The following is a 16,582-nucleotide window of genomic DNA, read 5'->3' as shown; positions in this document are numbered from 1 at the left end:
GCTTCATTTGCCGCTCTGCCAGAGTAGGAGCGTGACCCTCCGCGATTCCCTCCTTGCCGTTCTCGTCGCCCTGCTGTGGGGGCTGAACTTCGTGGCCATCGACATCGGACTCCACGCCGACGGCCAAAACTTTCCACCCCTGTTGTTCGTTGCGCTGCGCTTCATCCTGGTGGTGGTCCCCTGGATCTTCTTCGTCAGGAAGCCGGACGTGGGCTGGAAGGCCATTGTCGGCGTCGGCCTTTTCATGAGTGCGGGCCAGTTCGGCCTTCTCTACCTGGCCATGGCGCTCGGCATGCCGGCAGGTCTCGCGTCCCTGGTCCTGCAGGCGCAGGTGCTGCTGACCGTCCTGCTGGCTGCCGGTTTCCTGAACGAGCGGCCCACCATGCGCCAGCTGGCGGGTGTCGGGCTCGGCGTCGCGGGACTCGCCGTCGTCGCCGTGGGACGCAGTGCGGTGGCACCGCTCCTGCCCCTGGTCATCGTCCTGGCGGCAGCGCTGTCCTGGGCGGGCGGAAACGTCATCGCCCGGAAGGCCAAAGCTGCCTCGGGCCTGGGGCTGGTGGTCTGGTCAGGCGCCGTGGTGCCGCTCCCGCTCGCAGCGTTGTCGGTGCTCGTTGACGGGCCGGGGCAGGTGTGGAATTCGCTGTCCACCATTCAGGTGCCAACCATTCTGAGCGCCCTGTACACCGCTGTTTTTGCCTCGCTGGTGGGCTACGGAATCTGGAACCGGCTCCTGGCCAGCCACCCGTCGTCGGCCGTTGTGCCGTTCACCCTGCTGGTCCCGGTGGTGGGCATGAGCGCTGCCTGGCTGGTCCTCGCGGAAGTGCCGTCGCCAACGGAACTGGCGGGCGGGCTGCTCCTCCTGGGCGGGGTGGCGACGGCGGTGCTGACCGGGCCAGGCCCGCGGCGTCAGCGGCGGGAGGCGGAGCCGCTGCCGGACCTGGGGGCCGGCCTGGCTGAGGGTGAAGAAGCGGACGACGACGGGCGTTTGGCCGGCGGGGAGCCACCTGGCGGGGTGCGGGTGACGGAAGCCCGTTGACGGGCGGTGGCTTGGCCGCCCGGGTGCTGGGCGGCAGGGCGCTGGGCGGCAGCGCGCTGGGCGGCAGGGCGCGCCGGCCGCGGACTCCCGCGCCGTGCGGCGGAAGGCCTGCGGGTCGCCCCGCTCCCTCCCCGTCCCGGCCATAAAGCACCCAGGAAGAGGATCCCGAAGGTTCCGGCCAGCGCACAGGCGGCACCAAGGAAATAGTTGTCGGGGTCGTGAGTGGGAAGCGGGGTGCCCAGGAACGAGGACTGGCCGTCGAACGCCAGCTCCCATGTGCTGAGGAACGCCAGGGAAAAGCCGAGGGCGAGGGCCGTGCCGAAGCCGGCCGCCAGCAGGGCAAACCGCCGCCGCCGGACCAGGATCTCGGCAAGCGCGGCGAGGTACGCCAGGACGAGGACGCCGAGGAACGCCATGAAGACCGGCTCGGCCAGTGTCATGGCCGTGAGCACCAGCAGCCCTGCAGCGACGATGCCGCAGATCACCGCGAACTTTCCGCTCTTCCCCGTATGGCGCATGTGCTCCATCATCCCCGAGAAGCGGGTTCCTTGAGGACGTAGCCGCGCATGATGGCCATGATTGCTGCAACGCTCTGGTCCCGAGTGCGCTCGGGGTTGTAGGTCTGCCGGTCCAGGCCCACCACAAAGCAGGCACCGAAGATGGCGGTCTCCAGGCTTCCCCTGGACACTGCATCGTCCACGGGGTAGGCCTTGGCCACCCTTTCCACGGCCTTGCCGATGACTTCCAGGAGCTCGCCGCGCAGGACCGAGAAGGTGCCCTGCCACTCACTGGGAATCCGCCAGTTCTCGCTGACCCACAGGCGTGCAAACGACGGGTACTCCGCCATGAAATCCATGGCCTGGCCAATCATCGCTTCCATGGCCAGCAAGGGGTCACGGCCGGTGCCTGCGCTGTCCGCGGCCTCGAGCAGCTGCGCTTTGAGGATGTCCACCCCATGCCGCAGCAGCTGCGCGATCAGCTCCGACTTGCTGCCGAAGTTGTAGTAGACGGTGCCTTTGGAAACCCCGGCAGCAGCAGCGATCTCATCCACCGTGACGCTTGCCGCCCCGCGCTCGCCGATCAGCTCCATGGAGGCATCGAAGAGTTTCTGGCGGGTGGCATTGGTGCGGGCGGGCCGGAGCCCTTTGGCGGCCGTGGGTTCGGTGCTCATACCGCGATCTCCGGTTTCAGCGTCTTGAGGGTCCAGTATTTGTTCTTCCGGACAGCGAGGGTGGACATTGCCGCGCCCAGCAGAGTGTAGCCCAGGAGCCCCACCAGGGTGGGGACGATCATGGACAGGTCGCCGCCGTAGATCAGGTGCCGCATCCCGGTCACCACGTAACCCATGGGCAGGACCTGGTGCACCACGTGCAGTGGCTGCGGGGTGGTCTGCCACGGGAACGTGCCGCCGGATGACACCAGCTGCAGGACCAGCAGGATGAGCACCACCAGCTTGCCCGGCGAACCCAGCAGCGCCACCACGCCCTGGATGAGCGCGCTGAACGCCATGGCGGCGGCCAGCATGAACAGCCACATCAGGACCGGGTGGGCCGGGTTCAGCCCCAGCGCCACGTCCACCACCAGGGTCAGCAGGGACGCCTGCACTATTGAGACCAGCAGGAAGGGCAGCCAGCCGCCCAGCGCGATCTTCCACGACGGCGCGTTGGAGGCCAGCGCCCGCTGCGTAATGGGGCGCATGGCCTGGACCAGCATGAAGATCCCGATCCACAGGGCGAGCGTGAGGAAGAACGGGGCCAGGCCTGCACCGTAGGACCCGGCCTTGGCCTGCGACACGTTGCTGACCGCCACGGGATCGGCCATGACCTGGGACAGGTTGCTCTTCTGGGCGTCGTCCGGGTTGGGGACCTGGCCGGCGCCCTTCCCGATCTCGTCGGCGAGCGTGCGGGAGCCCGAGGCGGCCTGGCCCGCGCCATCGGCAACCTGGGCGGCTCCGGCGTCCACCTTGTGTGCACCGTCCGCAAGGCCTGCGGCACCGTCGACGGCGGATTGCTCGCCTGCCGCCAGGGCAGAGGCTCCCGTGTGCAGCTGGTCAGCCCCTGCCGAGGCCTGTGCGATGGCGTCCTTCAGTGCGGGCATCCCCGCAGCCAGCTGGGCCGCGCCAACACTGACTGCTTCGGAACCGTTGGCCAGTTGCTGGACCTGGGCCGCATCCGTCTGGATTTTGCTCTTGGCGGCTGCCACCGGACTGGATGAAGCGGCGGCGTCGAAATCCGCAAGGACCTTGTCCGCCTGCTCCTGGGTCAGGACGCCGGAAGCGACGAGCCTGCCGTTGGACTCCACAATGCGGGAGCGGAGTCCTTGGTCCGCTGCGTCCAGCTGCGCCGCCACGTCCTGGACCTTCGCGTTCAATTGGGCGTTCCCGGCAGCCACTTGGGCGGCGCCGGACGCGAGCGTCTGGGTGTCCGTGGGCAGGGTGGCCGTCTTGTCCGTCAGGACTGACAGGCCGCTGCTGACCTGCCCCGCGCCGTCGGTCAGCTGGTTGGCGCCGTCGCGCAGCTTCAGCTGGCCGGCGTACAGCTGGTCCGCCCCGCTGCTCAAAGCCGTGGTTCCCTCGTGGAGGGTGAGGGTTCCGTCCCTGAGGGTGGCCACGCCGTCGGCCAGCTGGGAGGCGCCGTCCGCGGCCTGGACCATCTTGGCGTGAATGGTGCCGAAGCCGGTGAGCAGCTGGTTGGCGGTTTCCTCACCCACTTCCTTGGCAACGGTGGAGTGCACGGCAGTGGTCAGCTTGTCCACGATGGTGCTCAGGAGGTAGTTGTTGGCATCGTTCGTGGTCACATTCAGCATGGCCTGGCTGGCGGAGTCGAAGCTGCCGGGCGAAACCAGGTTGGCTGAAAAGTCCTTGGGGATCTTCAGCGCGAAGGCGTACTGCCCGCTGCTCACTCCGGCATCGGCTTCCGTGGAGCTGGCCACGGGCACCCAGTGGAAAACGTTGCCTTCCACCAGGCTGTCCGCCACCTTGGCCCCCGCCTCCAGCCGGGTGCCGTCGGCTGTGGTTGCGCCGGTATCCTCCACCACCAGGGCGGCGTCCAGGTTGTTGAGGTGCCCGTACGGATCCCAGTTGGCGTAGAGGTACACCGCGCCATAGAGCAGCGGGACCATGGTCAGCGCCAGGATGGTCAGCTTGGGCAGCAGCCCGCCGGTCATGCGCTTGAGTTCGGAGCGGGCCAGCCGCAGGACAGTCACTTGGCAACCTCGGTTTCGAGTGGGGTTTCCTGGTTTTCGGTGGTTCCCGCGTCGTCCGGTTCCGCCGCGGCTTCCGCGGCCGGCGCCGCTTCCGGCGCCGCATTGCCGATCACAGCAGCCGGTCCGTCCCACGAGCCGGGGACGGCGCTGACTGCCGCCACGACGGCGAGCGGGCGCCCGGCGTCGTACGCCAACTCCTGCAGGCGCGGCAGCCAGGTGAGCTCATCGGCGCTGTGGCGGTCCGGGGAGTCAACCACCAGCAGGTCCGTGCGGGGGTTGGCCAGGGCCAGCGCGGTCAACAGCTCAAGCCGCCGCTGAGGTTCCAGCTGCTCTGTCCACAGGCCCGCGATGTCCTCGAACCGGTTGACCTTGAGCCACGGGCCACTGAGCAGCGCCCCGCGGTAGCGGCGGGGTATCAGGGCCAGGTCCTCGGTCACCAGGTCGCGGACGCTGAGGTGTTCCTCAGGTTCGTTGACGCCGGGGGAGTCCACCAGGGCTGCCGCCAGGCGGAGCTGTTTGGTCCGGGTGCTGTTGTCCCAGCTGACGTGTCCACCGGCAGCCTTCATCCTCCCGCTGAGCAGGAGGGACAGGGCGGTGCGCTGGTCCTGGCGGTCGCCGGCAACGAGGAGCAGTTCGCCGCGGCGGACGGCCAGCGACGTTGGCGGAAGCAGCGGATCCCGGCGTCCTTTGGCATGGAGCTGGTGTGCTGAGAGCAAGGCTTGCCTTTCACAGAAATCGTCTGCATCAAGGCTAACCGAACTGACTGGTCAGTTCAAATAGGGATCAGAGCCCATACTTTTCCAGCAACCGGAGCCATACCTCGCTGATGGTGGGGTAGGAGGGGACGGCATGCCAGAGGCGGTCCAGTGGCACCTCGCCCACCACGGCAATGGTGGCCGCATGCAGCAGTTCGGCCACGTCCGGGCCGGCGAACGTGGCGCCAAGCAGGACCTTGCGGTCTTCATCAACCACCAGCTGGGCCCAGCCTTCATAGTTCTCCGAATGGAGGGAGGATCCGGCCACCTGGATGGGCAACTCAACAGAGCATGCGTTGTACCCATCCTTCCTGGCCGCCTTCAGCGTGCGTCCGACGCTGGCCAGCTCCGGGTCCGTGAAGACGACGCTGGGCACGGCATGCTCGTTGGCCGTCTGGGCATAGCGCGACCAGTCATCGGGGTTTCCCTTGAGCTCGCCGTTCGCCCGCGCCGCGATGGCGGCGCCGGTGGCGCGGGCCTCGTACTTGCCCTGGTGGGTAAAGAGGTTCTTGCCTGCGGCGTCCCCCACCGCGTAGAGCCAGGGTTCGTCGCCGGGGGTTCCCTGGACCAGCCCCGACCCGTCCGTTGTGAGGGAAAGATGCCCGGAATCGTCCGGCTCGAAACCCGCGCTCTCGAGGCCCAGGCCTTCGAGGGCAGGGTGCCTGCCCGTGGAAACCAGGACCTTCTCCGCCGTCACGTCGGTTCCGTCGCCGAGGCTGACGGTGAGGGTGCCGTCGTCGTTCTCCCTGATGCGTTTCGTGGCGGTGTTCAAGCGAAGTTCCACCCCGTCCGCGCGCAGCCCTGCCGCAACCAGTGCCGAAGCCTCCGGCGGAAAATTGCCCAGCAGCCCGCTGCGCGCCACCAAGGTGACGCTGGAACCCAGCCGGGCGAAAGCCTGGGCCAATTCGGCACCGGCCACCCCTCCGCCCAATACCGTCAGGCTCCTCGGGACCTCACCCGCTGATGTGGCTTCGCGGGTTCCCCATACCTGTACATCCTGCAGGCCCTCAATGGGTGGGGTATTGGGCGTTGAGCCCGTGGCAAGTACCACCGCATGCCGCGCCCGCAGCAGGTGCCGGTTTCCGTCCAGCCCTGCAACCTCCACGGCCCTGGGTCCGGTCAGCCAGGCATGGCCGCGGACCAGGTCGATGCCGGTATCTTCGACCCACGAGACCTGGCTGTCATCCTGCCAGTTGGACGTGAAGTAGTTGCGGCGTTCAAGGACGGCGGCGGCGTCGAGGGTGCGGGTGACTGCCTCCTTGGCGCCCGGCGTCGTCTGTGCCCCGTGCAGCGCGGTGCCTGGCCGGAGGAGTGCCTTCGACGGCATGCAGGCCCAGTAGGAGCATTCACCGCCCACCAGTTCCGCTTCCACGAGTACGGCGGTAAGCCCGCCTTCCACGACGCGGCCTGCCACGTTTTCCCCTACGGCGCCTGCGCCGATGACAACAACATCAAATTCGCGCTCAATGGCGTCGGGCATCATGTGCACAGCCTAGCCGGGGATGACGGGCCCGGCGGCACAAAAAAGGTCCGCACCGGCGAACCGGTGCGGACCTTGTTGGTGCGCCCAAAGGGATTCGAACCCCTGACCTTCTGTTCCGTAGACAGACGCTCTATCCAGCTGAGCTATGGGCGCATTCCGTGTCCCGGGAGAAGAACCGCTCTCCCTGAACCTCGAATTACTTTACGCGAGGGTTGGCCGGGATGCCAAATCGAAAGGACTGTAATCTCGACAACTAGACCGGTATAGGTGACCTTTGTCACTTAATCGGTCGTTTCGCCGCAATAATTCCTTGATTTTCCGCGGAATTCACTTTTGGTGACGGCAGATGTCAGTCAAGCTCCCCAAAAACTCCACTGGTCCGGACCATAGCATTTAGCTCACACCGATGAACCCGAGGAAGGGAACTGCAATGGGCGATCTGGCGCAGAAGCCGCTGCTTGAGAAAGCACCCACCACACATGCCGGTCTGCTGGCATGGGTCGAAGAGGTTGCTGAGCTTACGCAGCCGGACCGCATTTACTGGGTTGACGGGTCCGAAGAGGAAAACACCCGCCTTACCGACGAGCTTGTTGCTGCCGGAACCTTGACCCGGCTCAACCAGGATCTCTTCCCGAACTCCTTCGCTGCGTTCTCGGATCCCGCTGACGTTGCCCGCGTTGAGGAACAGACCTTCATTTGCTCCGAGAACAAGCGTGACGCCGGCTTCACCAATAACTGGATGGAACCGCGGGAGATGAAGGACAAGCTGCGCGGCCTGTTCGCCGGTTCCATGCGCGGCCGCACCATGTACGTCATCCCGTTCGTCATGGGCCACCTGGACGCCGAGGACCCCAAGTTCGGCGTGGAGATCACCGACAGTGCCTACGTTGTTGCCTCCATGCGCATCATGGCAAACATCGGCACCGAGGTCCTGGACAAGATCACGGCCACCAATGCCTTCTTCGTTCCGGCCCTGCACTCCCTCGGCGCCCCGCTGGCACCGGGCCAGGAGGACGTGGCCTGGCCCTGCAACCCGGACAAGTGGATTGTCCACTTCCCCGAAGAGCGGTCCATCTGGTCCTTTGGCTCCGGTTACGGCGGCAACGCCCTGCTCGGAAAGAAGTGCTACGCCCTGCGCATCGCCTCGGTCATGGCGCGCGACGAAGGCTGGCTGGCGGAGCACATGCTCATCCTCAAGCTCACCTCGCCGGAGAAGAAGTCGTACTACATGTCCGCAGCCTTCCCCTCGGCCTGCGGCAAGACCAACCTTGCCTTGCTCGACCCCACCATCGAAGGCTGGGAAGTTGAAACCCTTGGCGATGACATCACCTGGATGCGCATCGGCAAGGAAGGCGAACTGCGCGCCACCAACCCGGAGGCCGGCCTCTTCGGCGTAGCCCCCGGCACCGGCTGGGGCACCAACCCCAACGCGATGCGCGCCATTGCCAAGGGCCACAGCATCTTCACCAACGTGGCACTGACCGACGACGGCGGTGTCTGGTGGGAGGGCATGACGGACGAAGTTCCGGCCCACCTGACCGACTGGGAGGGCAACTCCTGGACCCCCGATTCGGGCCGTCCCGCCGCCCACCCGAACTCCCGGTTCTGCACCCCCATCTCGCAGGTGGACATGCTGGCTGAGGAGTACTACAGCCCCGAAGGCGTGGAGCTCTCAGCCATCCTGTTCGGCGGCCGCCGCAAGACCACGGTTCCACTGGTCACGCAGGCGCGCAACTGGACCAACGGTATCTTCATGGGTTCCACCCTGTCCTCCGAGACAACGGCCGCTGCCGCCGGGCAGGTGGGCGTGCTCCGCCGCGACCCGATGGCCATGCTGCCCTTCATCGGTTACGACGCTGGTGACTACCTGAAGCACTGGATCAGCGTTTCAGGCAAGGCCAACCCGGAACGCCTGCCGCACATCTTCCTGGTGAACTGGTTCCGCCGCACCGCGGACGGTGATTTCGCGTGGCCTGGCTTCGGCGACAACGCCCGGGTCCTGAAGTGGGCCATCGAGCGCCTCGAGGGCAAGGCGGACGCCGTCGAAACCCCCATCGGCTTCGTCCCGGCCGGACATGCACTGGACCTCACCGGCCTGGACCTCACCCACGCCCACGTGGAGGACGCCGTCCGCGTTGACCGCGAGGAATGGGACGCCGAGCTCGCTTCCATCGAGGAATGGTACGCAAAGTTCGGTGATTCCCTCCCGGATGCCCTGCGCGCGGAGCTCGACTCCCTCAAGGAACGCATGGCCAAGCACTAGCCACTGGTTAAGCCAACGACGGCGGCCCCGCACCTTTTCGACAAGGTGCGGGGCCGCCGTCGTTCCCCACCATCGAATCAGCTGGCGAGCCAGATGTCCGGGCCGAAGACCTCGTAGTGGATCTTGGTGGCCGGAATGCCGGCGTTGATGGCCTCATTGCGGATGTTCTTCATGAACGGCAGGGGGCCGCATAGGTAGAGGGAGGCGTCGGCCGGAAGGTCCACTTCACGCAGGGTCATGAATCCCTCCTTGGCGCCGTCCACCGGCTTCTCCAGCCAGAGCTGCAGTTCGGCACCGTCAAGGCGTTCGACGTCGTCCGTCATCTGGCTGCGCAGTGCCCAGCTGTCCAGGGTGCTTTCGGCGTGCAGCACCAGGACCTGCCGGTCGGAGCCGGTTTCGGCGAGGGAGCGGAGGATGGAGGCGGTGGGGGTGCAGCCGATGCCGGCGGAGGCGAGGACCACCGGGCCGTCCCCCTCCTTGAGCGTGATCTCGCCGTAGGGGTTGGAGATCTCGACGACGTCCCCCACCTGGACAGTGTTGTGCAGGACGGGGGAGACCTCGCCGCCGTCGTCCAGCTTGGTGGTGAAGGTGCGGCTGGTGCCCGCGTCCCCGGAAAGGGAGTACTGCCGGACCTGGCGCAGGCCGTCCACAACGGCAACCTTGACGCTGATGTACTGGCCGGGAAGGGCCGGGGTTACAGGGGTGTCGTCGGCGGGCTCGAGCGTGAAGGTCATGGAGCCGGTTCCTGCCGGTTCCTTGGCTGCCACGCGCCAGGGCATCCACATCCTGTCATTGGCCTGCGCTGCGTAAAGACCCTTTTCGAGCTTGATCAGGGCGTCCGCCATCAGCCAGTACACCTCGGTCCAGGCTTCGGCGATCTCGGGTGTGATGACCTCGGCCAGGTCTTCGGCGATCGCCGCGAACAGGTGCTCGTAGACCACCTGGTACTGCGGTTCGGTGATGCCCAAAGAGGCGTGCCGGTGCGCGATGCGGGAAAGGACGGTTTCCGGCAGGGTGCCCGGGTTGTTGACCAGGTGGGTGGCGAAGGCTGCGATGCTCCCGGCCAGGGCCTGCTGCTGGTTGCCGGAGCGCTGGTTGGAGCGGCTGAACAGGCCATCCATCAGTTCAGGGTGCGCCGCGAAAAGGCGGGCGTAGAAGTTGGGGGTGATGGATCCGATCCTGGAACCGACCAGCGGCAGGGTGGCCTCAATGACGGGGCGGGACTTGTCCGAGAGCATCTGAACTCCTGAGGTTATGGCCGGGGCCTTCGTCCGGCCGGATGAAAACTCATATTTCAAATACAAGTATTTCTGCCTCAGTTCTACACCTTGTAGAAGTTTGAAATCAAACCGGGAGCCGGCACCCGGATTGAAGGGTCAAAGCCCCGGGCGGAGTCCGATCATCTGGAAGACCGGTGCCATTTGCCGCTCCTGCGGGAGGTCCGCGATGACCACGGAGTCCAGTTCCGCATAGAAGGCCTCGCGGGCGCGGGCGAGTGCGCCGCGGAGTTTGCACTCGTTGATGAGGGGGCAGTTCCCGCCGGGTGCCACACAGTCGGCGGGATCTGTGCGGGTATCGAGCTGCCGCAGGATCTGGCCCACGGTGGCGATGCGGCCCGCGTGGCTGAGGCGGGAGCCGCCGGAGCGGCCACGGGCAACCTCAATGAGCCCCATGCTCCGGAGCTTCGCCATGGCCTTGCTGACATGGTTGTAGGGCGTTCCCACTGAGTCTGCGATGCTCTGGGTGGTGAGCAGCGTGCCGTCCGGAACGGCTGCGAGCACCATGAGTGCGCGCAGGCTGACGTCAGCGAAGGCATTGATCTTCATGGCTGCAGTCCGGTCTAGTCCACCCAGATGGCGGGTTCGCTGGCGTCCGCACCCAGCTCGCCGAATTCCCAGGACTGGGTGGTCGCGTTGGCGGAGTATGGCAGCACCGCGGCAAACAGGGAACCGTCCCGGTGCTCGGCGGCCACGTGGATGGCGTCCGAATCCTCCTCCACCAGCAGGATGTCGCAGACCACGGCGGCGGCGCGGAAGTCGTCCCGGTTCTGGCGAAGGAGGGCCTGCAGGTCGTGGATCATGGCGTCGGCGTCGAAGTCCCCGTCGCTGCCTTCCGTGGCATCCGCCGGTGAGACGGCAACCAGCCGCACCTCGCCGTCGTTCTGGACCGTCAGCGCGAAGGGCAGGAACCCGCCGTTGCGCTGGAGCTGCTCCTGGGCCGCGCTGACGCCCGTGCCCAGGAGGTTCTCCAAGTCAGTTGCCGTGGCCTCGGAGACGGAATCGCGCCAGCTTTCCTGCCCGCTGTTTCCGTCCGCTGCCTGTCCGGTGGAGTCCGTCATCCGCGGCTAGGCCCGGACCAGGGACAGGACGCGGTCGCGGATGCGTTCCATGGTGGCCCGGTCCGTGGCCTCGGCGTTGAGCCGCAGGAACGGTTCGGTGTTGGAGGGGCGCAGGTTGAACCAGTAGCTGCCGTCGTTGGCCGTGAAGGTGCTGCCGTCGAGGTTGTCGATGGTGAGGTCCTCATCCGCGAAGGCCTGGCGCACCCGCTCCACCGCTGCCGGCTTGTCCTCCACCTCAGAGTTGATTTCGCCGGAGCTGACGTAGGGCTCGTATTCGCGCGCCAGCTCGGAGAGCGGGCCGTCCTGCTCGCCCAAGGCTGCCAGGACGTGCATTGCTGCCAGCATGCCGGTGTCGGCGTTCCAGAAGTCGCGGAAGTAGAAGTGGGCGGAGTGCTCGCCGCCGAACACCGCGCCTTCCTTTGCCATGACTGCCTTGATGAAGGAGTGGCCAACGCGCGTGCGGACGGCGCGTCCGCCGTCGTGCTCCACCAGTTCGGCGACGGCACGGGAGGTCAGCAGGTTGTGGATGATGGCGGGCTTTTCCTCGCCCTGGGCCTTGGCGCGGGCGATCTCGCGGCGGGCCACCATGCCGGTAATGGCCGACGGCGACACTGGCTCCCCCTTCTCGTCGATGACAAAGCAGCGGTCGGCGTCGCCGTCGAAGGCCAGTCCGATGTCCGCACCGTGTTCGATGACCGCGGCCTGCAGGTCGCGGAGGTTTTCCGGCTCCAGTGGGTTGGCCGGGTGGTTGGGGAACGAACCGTCCAGCTCGAAATAGAGGGGGACGATGTCGAAGGGCAGCTTGGGCAGCAGCGAGTCACCCAGGACAGCCGGGGTGGTCAGGCCGGCCATGCCGTTGCCGGCGTCCACCACCACCTTCAGGGGGCGGGACGCGGAAAGGTCAACCAGCTTGCGGAGGTACTCGGAGTAGTCCTTGAGGACGTCGCGGACGCTGATAAGTCCCCTGGTGCCGGTCGCGGGGATGGACCCGGAGTTGAGGTACTGCTCCGCGAGGGCCTGGATTTCCTTGAGGCCGGTTTCGGAGGAGATGGGGACGGCGCCCGCCTTCGCCATCTTGATGCCGTTGTATTCGGCGGGGTTGTGGCTGGCGGTGAAGGTGGCCCCGGCGCGGTTGAGGAATCCGCAGGCAAAATACAGCTCGTCGGTGGAGATCAGGTCCAGCAGCTCCACATTGGCGCCGCGGGCGGCCGCTCCGTTGGCGAAGGCCTTAGAGAACTCAGGGGAGGAAGGACGCATGTCCCCGCCCACCACGATGGTCTGGCCTTCAAGCTGCAGGACATCCACGAACGCGGCCCCCACGGCTTCGACGATTTCGGCGGTGATCGACTCGCCCACAATCCCACGGACGTCGTAGGCCTTGAAGGATGCCGAAAGGTCAAATGTCGTTGTCTGTTCGCTAGTCACGGGCTTTATCTTACGTGGGCAGCGCGCGCGGCCAATGTGGTTGGGGGGGTCTTTCGTAACAGGTATGCCCTTGCGCCCGCTTTCCACATAGCAGCCTGCGGCTGTGCAGGGTGTCGGAGGGTGCTGGGATACTGAATCAATGGCCGATAACCAGTACACGTCCACCGTTTCCACTACCGCCGTTGCAGACCCGACAGGTCCCGGCGCACCCGGAACCGCCACCCACGCCGAAGCGCTTGAGGTCCTGCGCGGCCTGGTGGGGCACCTGGACGCGGTCTTCCACGAGGGGCAGTTTGAGGCTATCGAGGCATTGGTCGACGGCGGGCGGCGGGCTTTGGTGGTCCAGCGCACCGGCTGGGGCAAGTCGGCCGTCTACTTTGTGGCATCACTGCTGCTGCGCCGGCGGGGTGCCGGGCCCACGCTGATCGTCTCGCCGCTGCTCGCCCTGATGCGGGACCAGGTGGCAGCTGCCGCGCGTGCCGGGGTTCGCGCCGTGGCCATCAACTCCGCCAACCAGCTGGAGTGGGACAGCGTCCGTGAACAGCTGGCCGCCGATGAGGTGGACGTGCTCCTGGTTTCCCCGGAACGGCTGACCAATCCCGCGTTCCGGGAAACCCAGCTGCCCGAATTGATCCGGCGGACCGGCCTGCTGGTCATCGATGAAGCCCACTGTATTTCCGACTGGGGCCACGACTTCCGCCCCGACTACCGGCGGATCGCGGACCTCATTACACGGCTGCCGGATTCGGTCCCGGTCCTGGCCACCACCGCCACAGCCAACTCGCGCGTGGTGCACGATATCGAAGAGCAGCTCGGCGCCGGGGTCCTGACCATCCGCGGTTCGCTGGGCCGCGACTCGCTGCGGCTTGGTGTCCTGTCGCTCCCCGACTCCAAAGAGCGGCTGGGCTGGCTCTTGACCCACCTGGCGGATCTGCCGGGCAGCGGAATTATCTACACCCTTACCGTTTCCGCGGCCGAGGACACCGCCCGCCTGTTGTCGGAGGCGGGACATAATGTGCTGGCCTACACCGGACGGACCGATCCGGCAGACCGTGAGCGGGCCGAGCAGCTGCTGAAGGACAACCAGGTCAAGGCGCTCGTGGCCACGTCCGCCCTGGGAATGGGCTTCGACAAGCCCGATCTTGGTTTCGTGGTCCACCTCGGGGCGCCATCCTCGCCCGTGGCTTACTACCAGCAGGTGGGGCGTGCCGGCCGTGGTGCTGCCAACGCAGACGTCCTCCTGCTCCCCGGCGCGGAGGACCGGGAGATCTGGCAGTATTTCGCCACCGCGTCGATGCCCTCGGAGGAAAAGGCCGGGGCGGTGCTGACTGCTTTGGCCGAGGCTGGAGCTGCCCTGTCCACGGTGGCGCTGGAAGCAAGGGTGGACCTTCGCCGCACCCCGCTGGAGCTCCTGCTGAAGGTGTTGTCGGTGGACGGCGCAGTGGAACGGGTCGGCGGTGGCTGGCGGTCCACCGGCCAGCCGTGGGTTTACGACGCCGAACGCTACCGCCGGATTGCCGAGGCGCGGGTGGACGAGCAGGACTCCATGGTGATCTACCAGGACACCGCAGGCTGCCGGATGGAGTACATCACCTCGGTCCTGGATGATGAGACGGCCCGGCCGTGCGGGCGGTGCGACAACTGCGCGGGCCGCTGGTTCCCGGCGGAGGTGGCAGCCGATGCCACAGCGGCAGCCAGCCAGACCCTGAGCCGGGCCGGCGGTGTCCTTGAACCGCGGCTTCAGTGGCCCAGCGGCATGGACCGGCTGGGAGTGCCGGTGAAAGGAAAACTCAAGCCGGGAGAAGGCCTTTCGGAGGGGCGCGTCCTGGCCCGGCTGACGGACCTCGGGTGGGGCGGCGCCTTGCGGGAGCTGTTTGCCGCCGGCGCGGAGGACCGGGCGGTGGACCCCAGGATGCTCCAGGCATGCGTGCAGGTCCTGCGCGAATGGGGAACCGGTGATGGCCGGAACCCGGGGTGGAGCGGCGCGGGCAGGCCGGCAGCCATCGTGGGTGTGCCGTCCCGCAGCAAACCGCAGCTGGTGGGTTCGCTGGCAAGGGGGATTTCAGAAATCGGGCGGATCCCCTACCTCGGAGAGCTGCAACCGGCACATGGCGGCCCCACCGGCGGCCGCGGCGGAAACAGCGCCTACCGGCTGGCGGGGGTATGGGACCGGCTGGTGGTGGGACCGGAGCTTGAAGCCGCCCTGCAGTCCGTCCAGGGCCAGACGGTCATGCTGATTGATGATCTGGCCGACAGCCGGTGGACCCTTACCGTCGCGGGGCGCGCCCTTCGGATTGCCGGGGCGGGAGCGGTGCTTCCCCTGGTTCTGGCCCAGGCCGGCTGACGGCGGCCCCTGCATGGCGGGGGAGCAGGAGGCTGTCCGCGGTGCTGGCCAGCATCAGGACGGCCATGGCCACGAACGCGCCGCGGAAGGGCCCTGACGGATCCTGCGGTCCAAACGCCAGCCCGTCGAAGGTCCGGATGAGCAGGGCTGCCACCGCGATACCCGAGCCCGTGCCGAGTTGTACCAGCGTGGCGGAAACAGTGTTGGCGGAGGTCAGCTGTGCCGGCGGGATGTCGGCGTACTGCACGGAGGCATAAGCCGAGAAGCCGATGGAGCGGAAGGCGCCGCTGCATACCAGCAGCACAACCATCAACGCCTCAGGGGTCTCCGGTGTGAGGAGGGCGCAGAGAGCGAAGGTGACGGCGGACCCCAGCGAGGCGAACACCAGCATCGCTTTGAAACCGAACTTCCGGATCAGCGGGGTGGTGGCCGGTTTGATCCCGATGTTCCCGATGAACACGGCTGCCACCAGGGCGCCGGCATGCAGCGGGGACCAGCCGAACCCGGTCTGGAGCATCAGCGGAAGCAGGAACGGGACCGAGCTGATGGTGACCCGGTACACGAACCCGCCCGTGGCCATCGCCCGGAAGGTCCGGGTGCGGAAGACCTGCAGGTTGAACAGTGGATGGGGCGTCCGCCGCATCCACAGCACGGCTCCGGCCAGTGCCGCAAGGCCGGCAGCGGCACTGATTCCGGCCCAGGGGAGGTCCGGGTGGCTGCTGGCGAGTTCCAGGCCGGCCACCAGCGCGCCCACCCCCACGGTAGTCAGGACCATCCCGGGCCAGTCAAGCCGCCGGCCGGAATCCCCGGGTGCTACCGGAACCAGGCGCAGGGCGGCGAGAAACGCGGCGGCACCCAGGGGGATGTTCACCAGGAAGATCCAGTGCCAGGAAAGGTACGTGGTGAGCGCCCCGCCCACCAGCGGTGCCAGGACCGGCGCAAGGAGTCCGGGCCACACAAGGAATGCGGTGGCACGCAACAACTCGGATTTCGGGGTTCCCCGCAGGACCACCAGGGTCCCCACCGGAACCATCATGGCCCCGCCAACGCCCTGGGCGACGCGGCTCAGGGTCAGCGTGGCCAGGTCCTGGCTAAGGGCGCAGGCCAGGGAAGCAAGCGTGAAGACGGCGATGGCCGCGCAGAAGATCCGCCTGGCGCCGAACCGCTCCGCCAGCCAGCCGCTGATGGGAATGCCGACGGCTACGGTCAACAGGTACGCGGTCATGGTGATGTTGACGTCGGCGGCGGGAACGGCCAAATCTGCCGAAATGCTGGGGATGGCCGTGGTGAGGACCGTGCCGTCCAGGAATTCCATGAAGAACGTGGCCGCCACCAGAAGTGCCAGGCGTGGGTTCCATGCCGCCCGGGCGACGTCCGTTTGGTGTGAGTTGCTGCGTGCCGCCATGCGCCCATCCTGCCATCGCGGCAGAGGCAGGCGCCTTCCCCGTCCGCTTTGCGGACAGCGCGTTCCAGGCGTAGGCCGAAAGCCACGCCCCGGTTTCAGAAGCTTGTCCGCGCATCCGAACCCATAACGCTCTGATACGCGAACGGGCTTATGGCAGGTTGCGGGGCGCCGGGAAACGCAAAAGGCCCCGGTCCAGTGGACCGGGGCCAAACGCGGAGACGGGGGGATTTGAACCCCCGGTCGAGTTTAACCCCGACCCTTCATTAGCAGTGAAGTCCATTCGGCCGCTCTGGCACGTCTCCAATTGCTATTCCTAGCCCACCAAGGAT

12 protein-coding genes and 2 tRNA genes are annotated in these 16,582 nt (G+C 66.9%); 3 read left to right on the top strand and 11 right to left on the bottom strand.

Features of this window, described 5'->3' with window-relative positions:
- Positions 1–31 precede the first annotated feature (31 nt).
- The gene (locus ACR65K_RS19290; protein ID WP_440154573.1) at positions 32–1,036 is read left to right on the top strand and encodes an EamA family transporter; all 1,005 of its coding nucleotides are present in this window, start codon (positions 32–34) and stop codon (positions 1,034–1,036) included.
- A gap of 526 nt (positions 1,037–1,562) precedes the next feature.
- Here ACR65K_RS19290 and ACR65K_RS19285 read toward each other — a convergent pair.
- The 5 genes from ACR65K_RS19285 to ACR65K_RS19265 all read right to left on the bottom strand — a co-directional run bounded on the left by ACR65K_RS19285 (position 1,563) and on the right by ACR65K_RS19265 (position 6,631).
- Positions 1,563–2,207 carry a TetR/AcrR family transcriptional regulator gene (locus ACR65K_RS19285; protein WP_440154572.1) on the bottom strand — a complete coding sequence of 215 codons (645 nt, stop codon included), beginning with the start codon at positions 2,205–2,207 and terminating at the stop codon, positions 1,563–1,565.
- Positions 2,204–4,240, bottom strand: coding sequence for a YhgE/Pip family protein (locus tag ACR65K_RS19280; RefSeq protein ID WP_440154571.1), 2,037 nt, complete (start codon positions 4,238–4,240; stop codon positions 2,204–2,206). The genes ACR65K_RS19285 and ACR65K_RS19280 overlap by 4 nt, the downstream gene beginning before the upstream one ends.
- Positions 4,237–4,956 (bottom strand): P-loop NTPase family protein, encoded by a 720-nt coding sequence (locus tag ACR65K_RS19275; RefSeq protein ID WP_440154570.1) that lies wholly within the window; start codon positions 4,954–4,956, stop codon positions 4,237–4,239. The genes ACR65K_RS19280 and ACR65K_RS19275 overlap by 4 nt, the downstream gene beginning before the upstream one ends.
- Before the next feature lie 67 nt (positions 4,957–5,023).
- Entirely contained in the window at positions 5,024–6,478 is a 1,455-nt protein-coding gene (locus tag ACR65K_RS19270) for a dihydrolipoyl dehydrogenase family protein (protein ID WP_056330165.1), read from the bottom strand.
- A gap of 76 nt (positions 6,479–6,554) precedes the next feature.
- Positions 6,555–6,631 (bottom strand) — tRNA-Arg (locus ACR65K_RS19265).
- A gap of 277 nt (positions 6,632–6,908) precedes the next feature.
- Between ACR65K_RS19265 and ACR65K_RS19260 the strand changes: the two genes are divergently transcribed.
- Positions 6,909–8,741, top strand: a complete 1,833-nt coding sequence (locus ACR65K_RS19260; protein ID WP_056330168.1) for a phosphoenolpyruvate carboxykinase (GTP) — start codon at positions 6,909–6,911, stop codon at positions 8,739–8,741.
- Between the two features lie 77 nt (positions 8,742–8,818).
- Here ACR65K_RS19260 and ACR65K_RS19255 read toward each other — a convergent pair whose 3' ends face one another.
- The 4 genes from ACR65K_RS19255 to ACR65K_RS19240 form a co-directional block, all read right to left on the bottom strand.
- Positions 8,819–9,979 (bottom strand): globin domain-containing protein, encoded by a 1,161-nt coding sequence (locus ACR65K_RS19255; protein WP_440154569.1) that lies wholly within the window; start codon positions 9,977–9,979, stop codon positions 8,819–8,821.
- A gap of 138 nt (positions 9,980–10,117) precedes the next feature.
- Positions 10,118–10,567: an RrF2 family transcriptional regulator gene (locus tag ACR65K_RS19250; protein WP_056330173.1), complete on the bottom strand. Its 450-nt coding sequence runs from the start codon at positions 10,565–10,567 to the stop codon at positions 10,118–10,120.
- Positions 10,568–10,581: 14 nt separating this feature from the next.
- Positions 10,582–11,079: a hypothetical protein gene (locus ACR65K_RS19245; protein ID WP_440154568.1), complete on the bottom strand. Its 498-nt coding sequence runs from the start codon at positions 11,077–11,079 to the stop codon at positions 10,582–10,584.
- 6 nt (positions 11,080–11,085) lie between these two features.
- Positions 11,086–12,504 carry a phosphomannomutase/phosphoglucomutase gene (locus tag ACR65K_RS19240; RefSeq protein ID WP_056330180.1) on the bottom strand — a complete coding sequence of 473 codons (1,419 nt, stop codon included), beginning with the start codon at positions 12,502–12,504 and terminating at the stop codon, positions 11,086–11,088.
- Positions 12,505–12,643: 139 nt separating this feature from the next.
- On the opposite strand from ACR65K_RS19240, the gene ACR65K_RS19235 reads away from it, so the two are divergent.
- The gene (locus ACR65K_RS19235) at positions 12,644–14,848 is read left to right on the top strand and encodes a RecQ family ATP-dependent DNA helicase (protein WP_440154567.1); all 2,205 of its coding nucleotides are present in this window, start codon (positions 12,644–12,646) and stop codon (positions 14,846–14,848) included.
- Here the strand turns inward: ACR65K_RS19235 and ACR65K_RS19230 are convergent.
- Positions 14,772–16,253, bottom strand: coding sequence for an MFS transporter (locus ACR65K_RS19230; protein WP_440154566.1), 1,482 nt, complete (start codon positions 16,251–16,253; stop codon positions 14,772–14,774). The two genes, ACR65K_RS19235 and ACR65K_RS19230, sit on opposite strands and share 77 nt — an antisense overlap.
- 213 nt (positions 16,254–16,466) lie before the next feature.
- Positions 16,467–16,555 (bottom strand) — tRNA-Ser (locus ACR65K_RS19225).
- Positions 16,556–16,582: the final 27 nt, after the last annotated feature.

The organism is Arthrobacter sp. SAFR-179 (assembly GCF_059414945.1).
The sequence above is the reverse complement of the archived record's forward strand: the minus strand, read 5'-3'. Positions and strand labels throughout refer to the sequence as shown.